Consider the following 16,061-nt stretch of genomic DNA (forward strand, 5'->3'; position numbering starts at 1 on the left):
TTAGCGCGTAGGGCTGGTTCGCGGTTGCTCAAGGCAGGTCTTTGCTCGACTCTGGCTCGGCGGTATCGCGCGGGCCCACGCGGCCGAGCCTTTCCTTGAGCGACTGGGGCTTGCCGGTGATCAGTGCTGCGTAGTTGGTGGTGTTCGCCAGCACCTTCTTGACGTAGTCGCGCGTCTCGCTGAAAGGCACGTTCTCGGCCCAGATGGCGGCCTCCATCGTCGGCCCGTTGCGCCAGTTGCGCGGCCGGCCGGGGCCGGCGTTGTAGGCCGCGGCAGCCAGCGCCATGGAGCCGTCGAAGTCGTCGAGCGCGAGCTTCAGGTAGTTGGTGCCGATGGTGATGTTGGTCTCGTGGTCGTTGATCTGGCCCGGCGTGAAGTCGCTCATGCCGATCTTCTTGGCGGTCCAGCGTGCGGTGGCCGGCATGACCTGCATCAGACCCGAGGCGCCGACGCCCGAGCGGGCATCCATGATGAAGCGGCTTTCCTGGCGGATCAGGCCATAGACGTAGGCGGGATCGAGGCCGATCTCCCGGCTCTTGCGCACCACCGTGTCGCGGAAGGGCATCGGGAAGCGCTGCTCGACATCGATCACACCCTTGGTGCGTTCGCTGGTGTTGATGCAACGATCCCATACCTCGCGCTGGCAGGCGAGATCCGCTGCGGCCAGCAGGTCCCGGTCGGTCATGCCGCCCGTGGTGTGCAGATTGGTGGCGTAGTTCCACTCGCGCGTGCCTTCGGGGCGCAAGCCGATCGAGATGGCGTAGAGCGCCCGGTTGAGCGCCGGGTTGTTGCGCGCCGCGTTCTTTTCTTCGGGCGTGAGCGGCGCCGGCCGCGTCGGCACGGTCGCACGCTGGCCCAGTTCTTCAAGGGCCAGCAGTTCGTAGAAGCCGCGTGTGCCGGAGATGCTCTCGTACAGCGTGCGGGCCTGGGCCCGGCGTTCGTCGCCGCCATATGAAGCCAGGGCGCGAGCCTTCCAGTAGACCCAGGCGGGATCCCGCTGCTGCGTCTCGCTCATGGCGTCGATGGCGGCCTGCACGATCTTCCAGTCGCCGGCGCGCAATGCGGCGCGCGCCTTCCAGGCGAGCATGTCGTCGGTGAGGTCGCTGTTCTTGGTGACGTTCGCGAAATAGCCGTTGGCCAGCGGCGAGAGCTTGCTCGCGGCTTGCCGTCCGATGGTGCCCCAGAGCCAGTTGCGCTCTTCGGCGGACATCATCGGGCTCCACTTGGCGTCGAATTGCGACGCGGCCATGTCGGGGTCGGCATTCGCCATCTTGATCAGCGCGAGCACCACCAGTTCGCGGCGCGACTTGGCCGCGACGACGGCCCGGCCGGCCAGGAACTTGCCGACGTTGGCGTTCATTTCGTCGAACAGCGGGATCGCATCGGGCGCCACCAGCATCACCGCGGCGCGAGCCGCCTGCGGCCGGTTCGCCTCGATGGCGAGGCGCGCCTTCTTCCAGGCATCGTTGGGCGACATCAGGCCTGCGCTGATCATGCGGTCCGCCGCCGTCAGGCAGCCGTCATCGAGGTCGCGCTGGCCGAACCAGTTGCGGCGTATTTCCTCCAACTGGCCGGGGGTGGCGGTGCCAGACTGCAAGGTCTCGACCAGGACGGCGTAGCAGCGCACCTGGGCATCGTCGTTCATGCGGAATGCCGGGTTCAGCGAGGTGAAGCCTTCCCAGTCGCGGCGCTGGCCGGCGAGCAGCAGCCAGTCATTGCGCAGGCGGTCCTCCTGGTAGGTGCCGGCGTACCGTGCGAGGAACTCCTGGATCTCCGGCAGGCTTACATCCTGCAGGCGAGCCTTCATTTCCCAGTAGGCGGCCCACGGTTCGAGCACATGGCCGCGTGCCTGCGGCAGCAGCGCCGTGAGGCGCGCCTTGTCGCCGCGCTGGGCGGCCTGTTTCATCTGGAGGAGGACGTCGTCGTTGCTGTTTTGCGCGTCGGCCGGCCGGGTCGTCGCGGCAATCACAAGGAACGAAAAAGCAAGAGTTGAAAGAGCACCGCGTCGGCGGCGGCGGACGGATGCCAAAATGCTTGCGAATTGCATCGGGGGATTATGGACAAGTCAAAGGGTGCCGACACCTCGGCAACTGCCACATTTCTCAAGTCTCAGTTGCGTGCGGCGCTGATCGAACAGCGCCTCGGCATGCCGGACCGCCTCGCGCGTTCCGATCTTCTGCAGCGCGTGATGCGGATCTGGCTCGTCGGGCGGCCGGATACCGTGATCGGCGCCTACTGGCCGATCAAGGGTGAATTCGATCCGTTGCCGGCGCTGCACCGCTGGAAGGAAGACGGCGAACTCCTGGACGAGCCGCAGCGCAGGCGCATCGGCCTGCCCGTCGTCAACCGGGTCCACAAGACGCTGGGCTTCCACGCGTGGTATCCGGGCTGCCCGATGGAAAACGATGCCTTCGACATCCCGAAGCCGAAGGAAACCGAGCTGATCGTGCCCACGCTGCTCTTCGTGCCCTGCCTGGGGTACAGCGCTGGCGGCTATCGCTTGGGTTACGGTGGCGGCTTTTATGACCGCACGCTCGCGGCGCTGGAGCCGAGACCGTTCACGGTCGGCCTGGGTTTCACCAATGGCTTCCTGGAGAACTTCGAACCAGAGGCGCACGACCTGCCACTCGATGCAATCCTGAACGACAACGGCGTCGTCTGGCCGATAGGTTGACCGGGCACGCGACGAGTCAATCCATCTGATCGATCGTGTCGGGGTCTGGCACCTCGCCGATCGTTTCCCGGGTGATCGCAGCCTGGGCCTGAAGCCATTCGTTGAAAGCCTGGATTTCAGGCCTTGGCGCGCTGCGCGGGCCGGTGATCAGCCAGTAGCCCATCGGTGAATCCATCCGGTGGTGCGGAAGCACCTCCACGAGGTCGCCGTTTGCCAGGCTTTCCGCGATAAGCGAGCTTCGCGCCAGAACCACGCCCTGGCCGGTCAGGGCGGCCTGCACCATCTGGTAGGCATAGTTGAAGTACAGCCAGCGCCGCGGCTGCGCGCGCGACATGTTGTTGACCTCGAACCAGCGGCGCCAGGTGAGCCATTCGAGGTGGGTGCGGTGCGCGTCTCCCGCTTCGATGAGCGTGAAGCCGGCGATGTCCGCCGGCGACTTGATCGGCGGATTGGTCTTGATGAGCCAAGGGCTTGCCACCGGCGTGATGTTCTCGCCGAACAGGCGCAGGGCGCCGGCCGGCATGTTCTCTCGCGGGCCGTAGCGCAGGGCGATGTCGACATCAGCGATGTCCAGGTCGAGCGCCGCGTCGCTGGCGTCGATGCGGATGTCGATCTCGGGGTTGTCGCGCTGAAACGCCTCCAGGCGCGGAATCAGCCACATCGAGGCGAACGATGCGAAGGTCGTGAGCGACACGCTCTTGCGCCCGGCGTTCTGACGGATCTGACGCACTGTACCGTCGATGCGCGGCAACGACTGCTGAACCGCCAGCAGCAATTGCGCACCGGCGCTCGTCAATTCGACCGCCCGCGTGTGCCGCAGGAAGAGACCCACGCCGACCTCCTCCTCCAGTGACTGGATCTGACGGCTCACGGCCGACTGGGTCAACGCCATTTCCTCGGCCGCGGCCCGAAAGTTCAGGTGGCGGGCGACCGCCTCGAAGGCGCGAAGGTGGCCGGCCGAAATCGGTCTGGACCGCAGATGGGTTTGCGAATGGAGCATGTCTGTCGGCCTTCGACGATGGGTGGATTGATGCGAATCCGGAATCAGTAGGCTACCGCGTTTTCATTGGACCGCCAACGACGGAGGGCAGATCATTCATTCCCGAAGCGCGCCATTTGCGTGCTCAATATCAAGGAGTCGAACATGTCTGCCGTCTGCACCTCCACCTCGCCGTCTTCCATTGCATTGGGCCGTCCGGCCACCGTGCCTTCGGCCGTGCGCCGTGGGGCATGGCAACTCGAGGCCGGCCATGCGATGAGTCTGAAGGCAACGAGCGCCAGCGTGCTGCGCGTCCGGCAAGGCCGGGTGTGGGTCACGCGCGACGCCACCGCCCAATGGGGAAGCGAAGACCTGGTGCTGGCACCGGGTGAGTCGATCACCGTGGCGGCGGGCCAGCGCATCGTCATGGAGCCCTGGGACGGCAACGGCGCGACCTACAGCTGGGACGCCGTCCAGGCCGCACCCAGGGGCTGAGCGCCTCAGCCGGCGATATCGAAGCGGGAGCGCAGCGCGATGAAGCGCTCGAGCGCCTCCCTGCCGTGGAGATCATGAAGGTCCGCCAGATCTTCGTGGTCTTCCACTTCCGCCAGGCCCATCTCGAAGCGCTGGTAGCGGCGTTTCAGCAGCGTGCCCTCATACAGGATGCGCACATCCGAATGCCGCCGGTCGGCTGCCAGGCGGCGCATCAGCGAAATCACTGGCTCCGGCGGCCCCTCGAGATGCTGGCAGAAGCGCAATCCGTCAAATACCAGCAGGCCGGTGATCCCTTCCTGGGCGTTCCGGGCGCGGGCCAGGGTCACGATGTGGCCCACCACGGTGGTCGACTGATCGGGGGCGAGTCGGCTGCAATAGAGGATTTCCTGAAGTTCCATCGGCTGTCGGGGAGAGAAGGCGAGCGGAGTGTAGGAGCCGGACTCGAACGGCGAAATGTCAAAAGACACTCAGGACAGCGGCAGTTTCGCGGGCCTATAGTGCCGACGTGAAATTCGAGGACTATCCGGCGCCCGCCGTTCCCCCTTGCGGTGACCACCCCTGCGATCAGTGCGGCCTGCGCGCGAATCCCGCCTTCCTCCAGGTATCCCCGGCCGAAGTGCGCGCCATCGAGGCGTTCCGACGCGGTTCGCGCCTTGTCGAAGCCGGAAGACCCATCATCGAGGAGTACCGCCCCGGTCCCCATCTCTTCACGCTCTACGGCGGCTGGGCCTTTCGCTTCAAGACGCTCAGCGACGGCCGCCGGCAGATATTGAGCTTTCTGCTGCCGGGCGATTTCATCGGACTGCAGGACGAATTTGCCGACGGTTATACGCACGGCGTCGAGGCCGTGACCGACGTCACCCTTTGCATGTTCGACCGCGACGAGCTCTGGGACCTGTTCCATGCGCATCCAAAGCTGGGCTACGAAATCACTTGGCTCGCCGCGCGGGAGGAGAAGATGGTGGACGACAACCTCGTCACCGCCGGCAGGCGCAACGCGAACGAAAGAGTCGCGATGCTGCTGATGCATCTCTATCGCCGTGCGCAGCGGGTCGGCATGGTGCGCGACGGCTGGGTCGAATTCCCGTTCAACCAGCAGCACATCGCCGACGCGCTCGGGTTGTCTCTCGTCCACACCAACAAGACCTTGCGGCGACTGCGGCACCTGAACCTGCATCGCCTCGAAGGCGGCTGGCTGCGCATCCTCGATCCGAAGGCGCTGGAATCGCTGGGCGACTACTTCGAGCGGCCGCTGCGTCCGGTGCCGCTGATCTGACGGCTCTGGCGGTCTTTGCGCAGGAGCGCACGCCGCCCGGCAATATCGATGCGCCTGCGTCATCGATATCGCTTATCGTCAGGTCCCTTCCTGACACTATTGCATCGCCTCATCTGATGAACCTGCTCTCCCGGCTGCGCCAGATCGCCACGGTTGGCGGCGTCGAATCGCTTGGCGTGGCCGTCGGCGGCGTCTCCGGACTGCTCATCGTCAACGTGCTGCCCAAGGACCAGTACGCCGCCTACACCTTTCTGGCCGCTTGCATGATGCTGGTTCTGGGAGTGACCGATCTGGGGCTGGCTCACTGCTGCATGCCGGTGGTCGGGCAGCGTTCGAATGAGGTTCCGTGGGTGGTCGGCGCGTGTCAGCAGGTGTTCCGCAAGCGCTGGCTGCTGCTGGGCCTGGGTCTGTTGCTGGTGGTGCCCTACTGGTTCCTCACCTCCCGCCAGCACGGCTGGTTCGGGCCGGCTTATTTCCTTGCGTCAGCGCTGATGCTCACGGTCGTTCTTCTGGCGCTGCGGGAGCACTACGGCGGCACCATCCTGGTGATTCTTGGGCACATCCCCAGCCTGAATCGCATCGGCTTCACTTCGAGCCTCGTGCGGATCACGTTTGTCGGCACCGTCCTGTTGCTTCCGACGACCTCATGGACCGTGGCCGGTGTCGTGGCGGCCACGGCCGCGACGAGCATCGTGAGCGTCATGTTCTTTCGCCACGAGTTCAGGGTGCACGAAATCGGCGATTCAAGGCTGGATGCCGACGATGCCCGGCGCGTCGATGCCCAGGTGATCCAGATTGCCAAGCCCCTGGTACTCCCGGCGATCTTCTACCAGGTGCAGGGCGTCGTGACGGTGTTCCTGGTGTCGCTCTTCGGCACGTCGAACATGATGGCGGAAGTGGGTGCCTTCGGGCGCCTGAGCATGGTGCTGATCGTCGTCGATCGTGTCACCGGCATCCTTCTGTTTCCGGCCATTGCCCGCTCGCCCACGGGCACGCGGCTGCAGTCCATCGTGCTCAGGGCGCATCTGGCTTATCTTTGCACGATGGGACTGGCGCTGTTGACCTCGATCTACTTTCCCCAGTACTGGATCCTGCTGCTGGGCTCGAAATACAGCAGCCTGACGCCGCTGGTATGGATGGTGTTCCTCTCATCGATGCTGCAGAGCGCATCAGGCTTCGCCTTCCGTTCGCTGACGGTGCGTGGGGCGACGTCGGGGCAGAGCTACAGCATCCTGGTGACGCTGACCATCCAGGTTCTCTATCTGGCAGTGATTGGTGTGACCGATCTTCGCTCGGTCCTCGGGTTCGGCATCGCGACCAGCGTGGCCAATTTCGGCTACCAGTACGCGCTCCTCACGATGCGCTGGAGGCAGTGGCGGATGGGGCCGGCTCAGGCTCGCTTGTAGATTCGTCCGATGGCCGAGGCAATCTTGAGCGAGATTTGCCGTTTCGCGAGATCGCCGTCGGAATACACCTTGATGGGCGCATTGGCGAAGCGGTAGTACCACTTGCTGGCCATCGATGGCGGCTTGCCCCGCAGCGCTTGGCGGATATGCCCGCCGTGCCATGGTTTCACCGAACCGATGGCGTGCGAGAGGTAATACCCGCCGGGCGCGAAATCCATTGCCTCAGGCCCCGCCGTGTTCAGCGGCGCGTCGCATACCGTGAGGGCGAAGTTCATGGCATCCTGGTCCGTCGAATGGAAGAGTGCGGCCGGGCCTCCTGCCTTGAGGTGCTTGATGCCGGCGTTGTAGGCCAGGACGATCTCGCACAGATGGCGCCACAGGGCCAGGAACTCGAAGTGCTCGCGCGAAACGGCAATGAAACCGGAGTTGTAGTAGCGCTCGAGCGCGCGCCGGGGCGTGATGCCGTGCGGCTCGAAGAAACGGTTCCACAGCAGGCGCTTGGGATGTCGCGCCGGGAAGCTCCAGTTGATGTCCTCGGTAAGCGAAATGCCGTCTTCGGTGAACCATCCCGTGAACGAGGACCAGTCGTACTTCACGACGATATCGGGATCGAGATAGGCAACGACGGTCGATGCCGGTGCATGCCGCTCGAATACTTCGCGAATGAAAGTGGGTTTGTAGTAGGCGAAATGCAGCGGCGTGTCGAGTTCGACCATGCATAGGGCGAGCGTCTGCGCGACCTGCAGCCGGCCCGTGGAACGATCGAAGGATGGCGATTGCGTGATCCAGCTCGGCAGCGCACCGCGATAGCCGACCCAGAGGTCGCCCTCGTAGCCGGCGGCGATCAGCGAATTCGACAGCGCTGCAACCCCGAAATGGTAGTTGCCTTCGAAGAGCGTGCAGAGCGTGATGTTCATGGGTAGTGGAGGTAAGGCGCGTTCGAGTGTAAACAGATGTCGTACGCCGGCGATCGGTGCATTTCGCAGCGCATTGCCGAGTGCGGACGCGTCGATAATCCGCGCCAATCGCGCCAGTTCGCGCGAAGCATTCGGAAAAGTGGCATGAATCAGACTCCGCAGCACAACCAGGAACCTCTCGACATCGTCATCATGGCTGCCGGCAAAGGCACGCGCATGAAGAGCAGCCTGCCCAAGGTGCTGCACCGCCTGGGTGGCCGGTCGCTCGTGGCGCATGTGATCGACACCGCCACCCGCGTTGGCGCGCGCAACATCGTCGTCGTGACCGGGCACGGCGCGGCCGATGTCGAATCGGCCCTCGACGGCGCCGTGCCGGGCGTGACGCCTCTTTTCGCGCGCCAGATTCCGCAGTTGGGCACCGGCCATGCGATGCAGCAGGCGATGCCGCTGCTGCCAGACGACGGCACGGTGGTGGTGCTCTCCGGTGACGTTCCGCTCATCGGCGAGTCCACTTTGCGCGCGCTGGTCGCGGAAAGCGCAGGGCGACGGCTGGCGCTGCTGACCATCCAGGTCGACAAGCCGACCGGCTATGGCCGCATCGTGCGGGCGCTGGGCCAGGAGACGGAGGGCGAAGTGCTCGCCATCGTCGAGGAAAAGGATGCGAATGAAGGCCAGCGCGCCATCAACGAGATCTACAGCGGCGTCATGGCGGTGCCCGCCCGGCTCCTGAAAACCTGGCTCACGCGGCTCGACAACAAGAACGCGCAGGGCGAGTACTACCTGACCGACGTCGTCGGCTTTGCTACGGTCGACGGCGTGCCGGTGGTCGCGCATCGCACTGACGATGCCCTGCAGGTGGCCGGCGTGAACAGCCCCGCGCAGCTGGCCGCGCTGGAGCGCGCCTACCAACTGCGCCAGGCCGATGCGCTGATGGCGCAGGGTGTTCGGCTGGCCGACCCTGCGCGCTTCGACTTGCGCGGCACGCTGGCTTGCGAAGCGGACGTCGAGATCGACGTCAACTGCGTGTTCGAGGGGGCAGTCTCACTGGGTGCGGGCGTGCGCATCGGCGCCAACTGCGTCATCGCCAATGCGCGCATCGAGACCGGATCGGTGATCCATCCCTTCACCCACATCGATGGCGAAAAGGCCGGCGTGACGGTGGGCGCGGGCTCGCTGGTCGGGCCGTTCGCGCGCCTGCGGCCCGGGGCGCGCCTGGGCGCGGAAGTGCACATCGGCAACTTCGTGGAAGTCAAGAATTCGACGCTCGCGGCGGGCGCGAAGGCCAATCACCTTGCCTATCTGGGTGACGCCACGGTGGGCCAGCGCGTCAACTACGGCGCCGGGAGCATCACGGCCAACTACGACGGCGCCAACAAGCACCGCACCGTTATCGGCGACGACGTGCACGTGGGCAGCAATTGCGTGCTGGTCGCACCGGTCACGATCGGTGCGGGCGGCACGATCGGCGGCGGCTCGACCGTCACCAAGAGCACCGAGCCGGGTGCGCTGACGATCTCGCGCGCGCGGCAGACCAGCTTCGCGAACTGGCAGCGTCCGAAGAAGGTGCCCAAAGACTGAAGCGCCCGGTCAAGGCGTCATCCGCGGCGGGACAGCGGCAACGGCAACGGCAACTGCGGCGCGAACTTCGCCCGCTTGACGCTGAAGAAGGCCTTCACGTTGCGGACATTGGCATCGCTCGTGAAGAGCCTCTGCGCCAAGGCTTGGTAGCCGGGCATGTCGCGCACAGTGACGATCAATACGAAATCCGGTCCCGGTGAGACGCGATAGCACTGCTGGACCGCTTCGTCGGACGCAATGCGTTGCTCGAAGGCGTCGAGCGCGGATGCGTCCTGCCGATCCAGCGAAATCTCCACCACCGCGGTGAGCAGCGGAGCGATCCGGTCGGCGCGCAGGATCGCGACCTCGCTCTCGATCCATCCTGATTCGCGCAAGCGACGCAGGCGCCGCAGGCACGTGGGTGGCGAAATGCTGAAGCGTTCGGCCAGCGACTGGTTGCTTTGGGAGGCATCGCGTTGCAGCGCGTCGAGAAGACGCAGGTCGATGTCATCGAGATCTGTTATTTTCATTTCTATGGATCATAGTGAAATAAAAATTCACCAATCACGTCGCAAGTAATTTGATTCCATATATGGAAGAAATGAGAAGAGAAATTTCAATCGACGCGCCATAGGATTGCTCAACTTTCCAATCCCCAGGAGCAATTTCATGTGTGGCATCGTCGGCGCTGTTTCCGGTCGCGACATCGTTCCCATCCTCGTGCAGGGCCTGCAGCGTCTGGAATACCGCGGCTATGACTCCTGTGGCGTGGCCGTCCATGGCGATGGTCTGCAGCGCGCTCGCACCACGTCGCGCGTGGCCGACTTGCTGGCTCAAGTGCGAAACGATCATGTGGAAGGCACCACCGGCATCGCCCACACACGCTGGGCCACGCATGGCGCGCCTGCGGTCCACAATGCCCACCCTCATTTCAGCCATGGTCCCGGCGCGGACGCCGAGGCGGCGCGGCCCGGACGCATCGCGATCGTGCACAACGGCATCATCGAGAACCACGAGCCCCTGCGCGTCGCCCTGCAGGGCAAGGGCTATGCATTCGCCAGCCAGACCGATACCGAAGTCATCGCACACCTCGTCGACAGCCACTACGACGGAGACCTCTTCGAAGCCGTGAAGGCGAGCGTCAGGCAACTGCAGGGCGCCTACGCCATTGCAGTGATCTGCCGCGACGAGCCGCACCGCGTGGTCGGCGCGCGCGCCGGGTCGCCGCTGATCCTCGGCGTGGGCGCGGAGGAGGGCGAGAACTTCCTCGCCAGCGATGCGATGGCGCTCGCCGGTGTGACCGACCAGATCGTCTACCTCGAAGAAGGCGACGTGGTCGACATCCAGCCCGGCAAGTACTGGATCGTCGATCGCGCGCACAAGCCCGTGACCCGGTTGGTGCGTACCGTGCAGGCACACAGCGGCGCGGCCGAACTCGGTCCGTATCGCCACTACATGCAGAAGGAAATCTTCGAGCAGCCGCGCGCCATTGCCGACACGCTCGAAGGCGTGGAAGGCATCGTGCCCGAGCTCTTCGACGGTGTAGCGATCGACGGCGAGCCCGGCGCCGCCGCATGGCGCGTCTTCAGGGAAATCGACAAGGTCCTGATCCTGGCCTGCGGCACCAGCTACTACAGCGGCTGCACGGCAAAGTACTGGCTCGAAGGCATCGCCAAGATCCCCACCCAGGTCGAGATCGCGAGCGAATACCGCTACCGCGACTCCGTGCCAGACCCGAAGACGCTCGTCGTGACGATCAGCCAGTCGGGCGAAACGGCCGACACGCTGGCCGCGTTGAAGCACGCGCGCTCACTGGGCATGACGCAGACACTCACCGTCTGCAACGTCGCGACCAGCGCCATGGTGCGCGAGTGCAAGCTGGCCTACATCACGCGCGCGGGCGTCGAGATCGGGGTGGCTTCGACCAAGGCCTTCACGACGCAATTGGCGGGCCTCTTCCTGCTCACGCTGGCGCTCGCGCAATCGAAGGGCCGGTTGTCCGCAGTGGATGAAGTGCGCTACCTGAAAGAAATGCGGCATCTGCCGGTTGCACTGCAGTCGGTGCTCGCGTTGGAGCCGCAGATCATCAGCTGGGCGGAGGACTTCGCGCGCAAGGAAAACGCGTTGTTCCTCGGCCGGGGCCTGCACTACCCGATCGCGCTCGAAGGCGCGCTCAAGCTCAAGGAAGTGACCTACATCCATGCGGAAGCCTACGCGGCCGGTGAACTCAAGCACGGCCCCCTCGCGCTGGTCACCAGCGAGATGCCGGTGGTCACTGTCGCGCCCAACGACGCGCTGCTGGAGAAGCTCAAGAGCAACCTGCAGGAAGTGCGCGCACGCGGGGGCGTGCTGTATGTGCTGGCCGACGGCGACACGCGCATCGAGAGCAGCGAAGGCGTTCATGTGATCCGCATGCCCGAGCACTACGGCGCGTTGTCGCCGATGCTGCACGTGGTGCCGTTGCAGTTGCTGGCGTATCACACGGCATGTGCGCGGGGGACGGATGTCGACAAGCCACGCAACCTGGCCAAGAGCGTGACCGTGGAGTAGGTCCGCTCAGGTCCGCATCGGGGGGGAGGGAGGGAGAGAGAGGAGGAGGTGGGAGATGTCCTCCGCTCACAGCCAGTGCGCAGGCGTCTCCAGCGGCGTGCGCTCGATCGGATCGAGCACGGCGAGCCACGCGTCGACCTTGGGCATCTCCCAGCCGAAGAAGTAGTCGCAGGCGGCGAGCTTGCCGCGATGGAAGTCGCTGGCCTGGGAGCCCTTGAGCAGCTTGCTCGCTGCGACGGCCTGATCCAGCCACAGCCAGCCGACCACGACATGGCCGAATGCTTCGAGGTAGGGGCCCGCATTGGCGAGTTGCAGTTCGGCGTCTTCCAGCGCGTGGAGCTGGCGAGTGATGGTCCACAGCTTCACCCACGCCGCCTCGAGTGCGAGAGCGTGGTCCTGGAGGGAAGTCACGTGTGCCGCGGCGTTGACGGTGGGCGCGAGGCGCGCCGACAGGAGCTGCATGGCCCGTCCCTGCGCGACACGGGTCTTGCGGCCCAGCAGGTCGAGGGCCTGGATGCCGAAGGTGCCTTCGTGGATGGGATTGATGCGGTTGTCCCGATAGAACTGCTCGACGTTGTATTCACGGGTGTAGCCATAGCCGCCGTGCACCTGGATGGCCAGCTCGTTGGCGACCAGCCCCCATTGCGCGGGCCAGCTCTTGGCGATCGGTGTCAGCAGCTCGAGCAGAAGATGGGCGTCGTCGCGCTCTGCCGGATCTTCCAGCGAATGGACGTCGTCGTTGAGGCGCGCCGCGTACAGGCACAGCGCCAGCGCGCCGGAGGCGTAGGCCTTTTGCGCAAGCAGCATGCGGCGCACGTCGGTGTGTTGGATGATGGGCACCGGCGGCGATGCCGGATCGCGCTGGCTGCGCGTGCGGCCTTGGGTGCGCGTCTTCGCGTAGTCCAGTGCGTGCTGGTAGCCCGTGCAGGCGAGGGCGGCGGCGGTCAGACCCACGCTGATGCGGGCTTCGTTCATCATGTGGAACATGTAAGCGAGGCCTTTGCCGGGCTCGCCGACGATCTCGCCGATGGCGCCGGCCTCGCCTCCCGGCCTGAACTTTCCTTCACCGAAGTTGAGCAGGCAGTTGACCAGTCCGCGCTGGCCCATCTTGTGGTTCACGCCGGCCGGTACGACGTCGTTGCGCTCGCCCAGGCTGCCATCCTCGTTCACCAGTCGGCGCGGCGCAGTGAACAGCGAGATGCCCTGCACGCCGGGCGGGATCTGCCCGTTCGCATCGGGGATCTTGGCCAGCACGAGGTGCACGATGTTCTCCGACACCTCATGCTCGCCGCCCGAGATCCACATCTTGTTGCCGAAGAGGCGATAGCGGCCGTCGGGTTGGGGCACCGCTTTTGTGCGGATGTCGGCAAGGCTCGATCCGGCCTGCGGCTCGGAGAGGCACATGGTGCCGAAGAAGCGACCTTGCGCCATCGCGGGCACGTACTTCGCCACTTGCTCTGCTTTGCCATGCGCCATCAGCAGGTTGGCGTTGCCGATCGTCAGATAGGCATAGCCCGCAGTGGCGACGTTGGCGCCCATGAGGTAGGCCATCCCGGCGCGCTCTACCACCGAGGGCAGGCCCATGCCGCCCCATTCTTCGGGAAAGGCCGCGGCCATGAGCCCGGCCTCCGAGAACGCGCGCATGGCCACGCCGACTTCGTCGATGACGGTCACCGCCTCGCCATCGAACGAAGGTTCCTGGCTGTCGCTCTTCTTGTTGTGCGTGGCGAACAACTCGGTGGCGATCCTGGCGTAGGTGTCCAGGACCGATGCGTAGTCGAAACGGTCCTGCCCGGCAAAGCGGGGGCGCCGGGCGAGAGCATCGACCTTGAGCCAGTCGAAGAGGAGGAAGTCGAGGTCGCTGCGGGAGAGGATGAGTTCTTGGGTCATGCGGGCGGGGCGACCTGCGGTCGCGGGCTTCAGGTAGCCGGCAAGGAGACCACAGAAGGCTGGGCCTCGGCCCCACCCCAAAGTGAGGGGCCGCAGAAGCGGGCGTCCACGTAGGCTGCCCGGATGCAGGATTTCACGTTCAACACCACCCGCTCGTTGAAGGTTTTGCGTGGCGGCGCCGAAGGCGCCCCCCATCCCCAAAGGGTGGGGAATTCCGCGATGGCGCTCCTTAACCTGAAGGCATGTCTATCCAGCAGCCGATCAACATTCAGATGAGCGAAGAAGTCCTGGTCTACGAGAAGGTGGGCAAGACGGCGGTCATGACGCTGAACCGGCCCAAGTACAAGAACGCGCTCGATGAGTCGCTGCGGGCGGCGATGCCTGCGGCCATTCGCGCCGCGCGCCAGGATCCGTCGGTCGCCTCGGTGGTGCTGACGGGAGCCGGCGGCAGTTTCTGCTCGGGCGCGCAACTGTCGAACGGCGGGGACGAGACCGAAAAGCCCTTCGCCGTTCGGGACCTGCTCATCGACGCCCATCGATGGTTCGCGGAACTGGCCGATCTCGAAAAGCCGGTGATCTCCGCGGTCGACGGCTTCGCGGTGGGCGCGGGCTTCTCGCTCGCGCTCGGGGCGGATTTCGTCATCGCATCCGAACGCGCCAAGTTCGCGGCCAGCTTCGCGCGCGTGGGCTTCGTGCCCGACCTGTCGCTGCTGCATGTGCTGCCGCGCCTCGTGGGCCTGGCGCGCGCCAAGGAGATCGCCTTCAGCGCGCGCGACATTCCCGCCGACGAGGCGCTGCAGATGGGCCTGGTTCAGGCCGTGGTTCCGGCCGAGCGCCTGCTCGAGACGGCGCTCGCCTTCGCGCGCCGCTTCGACGACGCGCCCACGCACGTGCTCGGCCTGACGAAGAACATCCTGAACCGGTCCTTCGAGACGGACCGGTATGGACTGGCGCAATGGGAGGCCGCCCTGCAGGGGATTCTGGCCGGCAGCAACTATCACGCCGAGGCGCTCACGCGCTTCCTCTCGCGCGAGGCACCCGCCTACGCTGGTGCGCCTCGCTTCGATGCCTCCGGCCTGTGAGTTTTCAAACGTTCAAAAGGAGAAATACATGACAAGCAAAGTAGTGGTGGCCGGTGTCGGCATGATTCCCTTCAAGAAGCCGGGCCAGAGCGAGACCTACCCGGTGATGGGCGCCGAGGCCGTGCGGCTCGCGCTGGCGGATGCCGGCGTGGGCTACGAGGCCGTGCAGCAGGCCTATGCCAGCTACATCTTCGGCGACTCCACCGGCGGGCAGCGCGTGCTGTACGACGTGGGCATGACCGGCATTCCGGTCATCAATGTGCATAACAACTGCGCGAGCGGATCGTCCGCGCTCTATCTCGCGCGCCAGGCCATCGCCGGCGGCGAGGCCGACGTCGTGCTGGCTTTCGGCTTCGAGCAGATGAATCCGGGCGCGTTGGGCGACATGTACACCGACCGGCCCTCGCCGCTGGAGCTGTTCCAGCAGACCTGCGCCAGCGTGGTTCCCGAAGGGGTGGCGCCGGCGCTCCGCCTGTTCGGCGCGGCCGGCCAGGAGCACATGAAGCGTTTCGGCACACCGCTGGAGAGCTTCGCCAAGGTTCGCGCCAAGGCCAGCCGCCATGCGGCCAACAACCCGTTCGCGGTGTTCCGCAAGGTGGTCAGCACCGATGAGGTAATGGCTGACCAGGTGATGTGGCCCGGCGTGATGACGCGCCTGATGGCCTGCCCGCCGACCTGCGGCGCGGCCGCCGCGGTGCTGTGCAGCGAGGACTATGCGAAGAAGCACGGCCTCGACGCGCGTGTGTGGATCGCCGGCCAGGCGCTGGCCACGGACGGCCCCGAGACCTTCAACTCCGGCGACATGCGCCACCTTGCAGGCTTCGGCATGTCGCGCGCGGCGGCAAGGCGCGTGTACGAGTTGGCCGGCATCGGTGCCGAGGACGTCGACGTGGTCGAGCTGCACGACTGCTTCGCGCAGAACGAGTTGCTGACCTATGAAGCGCTGGGTCTGTGTCCCGAAGGCGGCGCGCAGAAGTTCATCGACGATGGCGACAACACCTACGGGGGCCGCTACGTGGTCAACCCCTCGGGCGGCCTGCTCTCCAAGGGTCATCCCATTGGCGCGACCGGTCTCGCGCAGTGTTACGAACTGGTATCGCAGCTGCGCGGCAGGGCCGACAAGCGCCAGGTCGAAGGCGCGCGCGTGGCGTTGCAGCACAACGTCGGCATCGGCGGCGCCGCTGTCGTCACGATGTACTGCATCTGAGTTCGACATGAATGGCCGCGCGAACGTG

General features: G+C 65.4%; 14 protein-coding genes. 8 read left to right on the plus strand and 6 right to left on the minus strand.

Annotated features, from left to right (window positions below; genetic code table 11):
• Nucleotides 1-28: 28 nt before the first annotated feature.
• Complete coding sequence (locus AC1DN9_RS19935) at nucleotides 29-2,047, minus strand: lytic transglycosylase domain-containing protein (RefSeq protein WP_478103142.1); 2,019 nt, start codon at nucleotides 2,045-2,047, stop codon at nucleotides 29-31.
• Between the two features lie 9 nt (nucleotides 2,048-2,056).
• Here AC1DN9_RS19935 and AC1DN9_RS19940 point away from each other — a divergent pair, with 9 nt between their 5' ends.
• Nucleotides 2,057-2,674, plus strand: coding sequence for a 5-formyltetrahydrofolate cyclo-ligase (locus AC1DN9_RS19940; RefSeq protein WP_478103143.1), 618 nt, complete (start codon nucleotides 2,057-2,059; stop codon nucleotides 2,672-2,674).
• Nucleotides 2,675-2,690: 16 nt separating this feature from the next.
• On the opposite strand, the gene AC1DN9_RS19945 is transcribed toward AC1DN9_RS19940, so the two are convergent.
• Nucleotides 2,691-3,674 carry a LysR substrate-binding domain-containing protein gene (locus AC1DN9_RS19945; protein ID WP_478103145.1) on the minus strand — a complete coding sequence of 328 codons (984 nt, stop codon included), beginning with the start codon at nucleotides 3,672-3,674 and terminating at the stop codon, nucleotides 2,691-2,693.
• Between the two features lie 144 nt (nucleotides 3,675-3,818).
• Between AC1DN9_RS19945 and AC1DN9_RS19950 the strand changes: the two genes are divergently transcribed.
• On the plus strand, nucleotides 3,819-4,148 hold the full coding sequence (locus AC1DN9_RS19950) for a DUF2917 domain-containing protein (protein WP_478103146.1): 330 nt from the start codon (nucleotides 3,819-3,821) through the stop codon (nucleotides 4,146-4,148).
• A 5-nt stretch (nucleotides 4,149-4,153) separates the two neighbouring features.
• Here AC1DN9_RS19950 and AC1DN9_RS19955 read toward each other — a convergent pair whose 3' ends face one another.
• The gene (locus tag AC1DN9_RS19955) at nucleotides 4,154-4,615 is read right to left on the minus strand and encodes a BLUF domain-containing protein (protein ID WP_478103147.1); all 462 of its coding nucleotides are present in this window, start codon (nucleotides 4,613-4,615) and stop codon (nucleotides 4,154-4,156) included.
• Between the two features lie 38 nt (nucleotides 4,616-4,653).
• On the opposite strand from AC1DN9_RS19955, the gene AC1DN9_RS19960 reads away from it, so the two are divergent.
• Both AC1DN9_RS19960 and AC1DN9_RS19965 read left to right on the plus strand, forming a co-directional pair.
• On the plus strand, nucleotides 4,654-5,424 hold the full coding sequence (locus AC1DN9_RS19960; RefSeq protein ID WP_478103148.1) for a Crp/Fnr family transcriptional regulator: 771 nt from the start codon (nucleotides 4,654-4,656) through the stop codon (nucleotides 5,422-5,424).
• Between the two features lie 116 nt (nucleotides 5,425-5,540).
• Nucleotides 5,541-6,830: a hypothetical protein gene (locus tag AC1DN9_RS19965; protein ID WP_478103149.1), complete on the plus strand. Its 1,290-nt coding sequence runs from the start codon at nucleotides 5,541-5,543 to the stop codon at nucleotides 6,828-6,830.
• Here the strand turns inward: AC1DN9_RS19965 and AC1DN9_RS19970 are convergent.
• The gene (locus tag AC1DN9_RS19970; RefSeq protein WP_478103151.1) at nucleotides 6,815-7,747 is read right to left on the minus strand and encodes a glycosyltransferase family protein; all 933 of its coding nucleotides are present in this window, start codon (nucleotides 7,745-7,747) and stop codon (nucleotides 6,815-6,817) included. The two genes, AC1DN9_RS19965 and AC1DN9_RS19970, sit on opposite strands and share 16 nt — an antisense overlap.
• Before the next feature lie 144 nt (nucleotides 7,748-7,891).
• Here AC1DN9_RS19970 and glmU point away from each other — a divergent pair, with 144 nt between their 5' ends.
• Nucleotides 7,892-9,325, plus strand: a complete 1,434-nt coding sequence (glmU, locus tag AC1DN9_RS19975; RefSeq protein ID WP_478103152.1) for a bifunctional UDP-N-acetylglucosamine diphosphorylase/glucosamine-1-phosphate N-acetyltransferase GlmU — start codon at nucleotides 7,892-7,894, stop codon at nucleotides 9,323-9,325.
• Nucleotides 9,326-9,342: 17 nt separating this feature from the next.
• On the opposite strand, the gene AC1DN9_RS19980 is transcribed toward glmU, so the two are convergent.
• On the minus strand, nucleotides 9,343-9,834 hold the full coding sequence (locus tag AC1DN9_RS19980) for an Lrp/AsnC family transcriptional regulator (protein ID WP_478103154.1): 492 nt from the start codon (nucleotides 9,832-9,834) through the stop codon (nucleotides 9,343-9,345).
• A gap of 139 nt (nucleotides 9,835-9,973) precedes the next feature.
• Between AC1DN9_RS19980 and glmS the strand changes: the two genes are divergently transcribed.
• Nucleotides 9,974-11,854 carry a glutamine--fructose-6-phosphate transaminase (isomerizing) gene (glmS, locus tag AC1DN9_RS19985; protein ID WP_478103156.1) on the plus strand — a complete coding sequence of 627 codons (1,881 nt, stop codon included), beginning with the start codon at nucleotides 9,974-9,976 and terminating at the stop codon, nucleotides 11,852-11,854.
• Nucleotides 11,855-11,920: 66 nt separating this feature from the next.
• Here the strand turns inward: glmS and AC1DN9_RS19990 are convergent, their stop codons facing one another.
• Nucleotides 11,921-13,744, minus strand: coding sequence for an acyl-CoA dehydrogenase (locus tag AC1DN9_RS19990; RefSeq protein WP_478103157.1), 1,824 nt, complete (start codon nucleotides 13,742-13,744; stop codon nucleotides 11,921-11,923).
• Nucleotides 13,745-13,986: 242 nt separating this feature from the next.
• On the opposite strand from AC1DN9_RS19990, the gene AC1DN9_RS19995 reads away from it, so the two are divergent.
• Nucleotides 13,987-14,826 carry an enoyl-CoA hydratase/isomerase family protein gene (locus AC1DN9_RS19995; protein WP_478103159.1) on the plus strand — a complete coding sequence of 280 codons (840 nt, stop codon included), beginning with the start codon at nucleotides 13,987-13,989 and terminating at the stop codon, nucleotides 14,824-14,826.
• Nucleotides 14,827-14,854: 28 nt separating this feature from the next.
• Nucleotides 14,855-16,033 carry a lipid-transfer protein gene (locus AC1DN9_RS20000; RefSeq protein WP_478103160.1) on the plus strand — a complete coding sequence of 393 codons (1,179 nt, stop codon included), beginning with the start codon at nucleotides 14,855-14,857 and terminating at the stop codon, nucleotides 16,031-16,033.
• Nucleotides 16,034-16,061 lie beyond the last annotated feature (28 nt).

Source organism: Variovorax sp. 05L425 (genome assembly GCF_056397705.1).

What these genes read in the sequence shown, in the direction of transcription:
- AC1DN9_RS19950 (WP_478103146.1), top strand. Translation starts at nt 3,819, where the DNA reads ATGTCTGCCGTCTGCACCTCCACCTCGCCGTCTTCCATTGCATTGGGC.
- AC1DN9_RS20000 (WP_478103160.1), top strand. Translation starts at nt 14,855, where the DNA reads ATGACAAGCAAAGTAGTGGTGGCCGGTGTCGGCATGATTCCCTTCAAG.
- AC1DN9_RS19940 (WP_478103143.1), top strand. Translation starts at nt 2,057, where the DNA reads ATGGACAAGTCAAAGGGTGCCGACACCTCGGCAACTGCCACATTTCTC.
- AC1DN9_RS19945 (WP_478103145.1), bottom strand. Translation starts at nt 3,674, where the DNA reads ATGCTCCATTCGCAAACCCATCTGCGGTCCAGACCGATTTCGGCCGGC.
- AC1DN9_RS19990 (WP_478103157.1), bottom strand. Translation starts at nt 13,744, where the DNA reads ATGACCCAAGAACTCATCCTCTCCCGCAGCGACCTCGACTTCCTCCTC.
- AC1DN9_RS19970 (WP_478103151.1), bottom strand. Translation starts at nt 7,747, where the DNA reads ATGAACATCACGCTCTGCACGCTCTTCGAAGGCAACTACCATTTCGGG.
- AC1DN9_RS19965 (WP_478103149.1), top strand. Translation starts at nt 5,541, where the DNA reads ATGAACCTGCTCTCCCGGCTGCGCCAGATCGCCACGGTTGGCGGCGTC.
- AC1DN9_RS19980 (WP_478103154.1), bottom strand. Translation starts at nt 9,834, where the DNA reads ATGAAAATAACAGATCTCGATGACATCGACCTGCGTCTTCTCGACGCG.
- glmS (WP_478103156.1), top strand. Translation starts at nt 9,974, where the DNA reads ATGTGTGGCATCGTCGGCGCTGTTTCCGGTCGCGACATCGTTCCCATC.
- AC1DN9_RS19995 (WP_478103159.1), top strand. Translation starts at nt 13,987, where the DNA reads ATGTCTATCCAGCAGCCGATCAACATTCAGATGAGCGAAGAAGTCCTG.
- glmU (WP_478103152.1), top strand. Translation starts at nt 7,892, where the DNA reads ATGAATCAGACTCCGCAGCACAACCAGGAACCTCTCGACATCGTCATC.
- AC1DN9_RS19935 (WP_478103142.1), bottom strand. Translation starts at nt 2,047, where the DNA reads ATGCAATTCGCAAGCATTTTGGCATCCGTCCGCCGCCGCCGACGCGGT.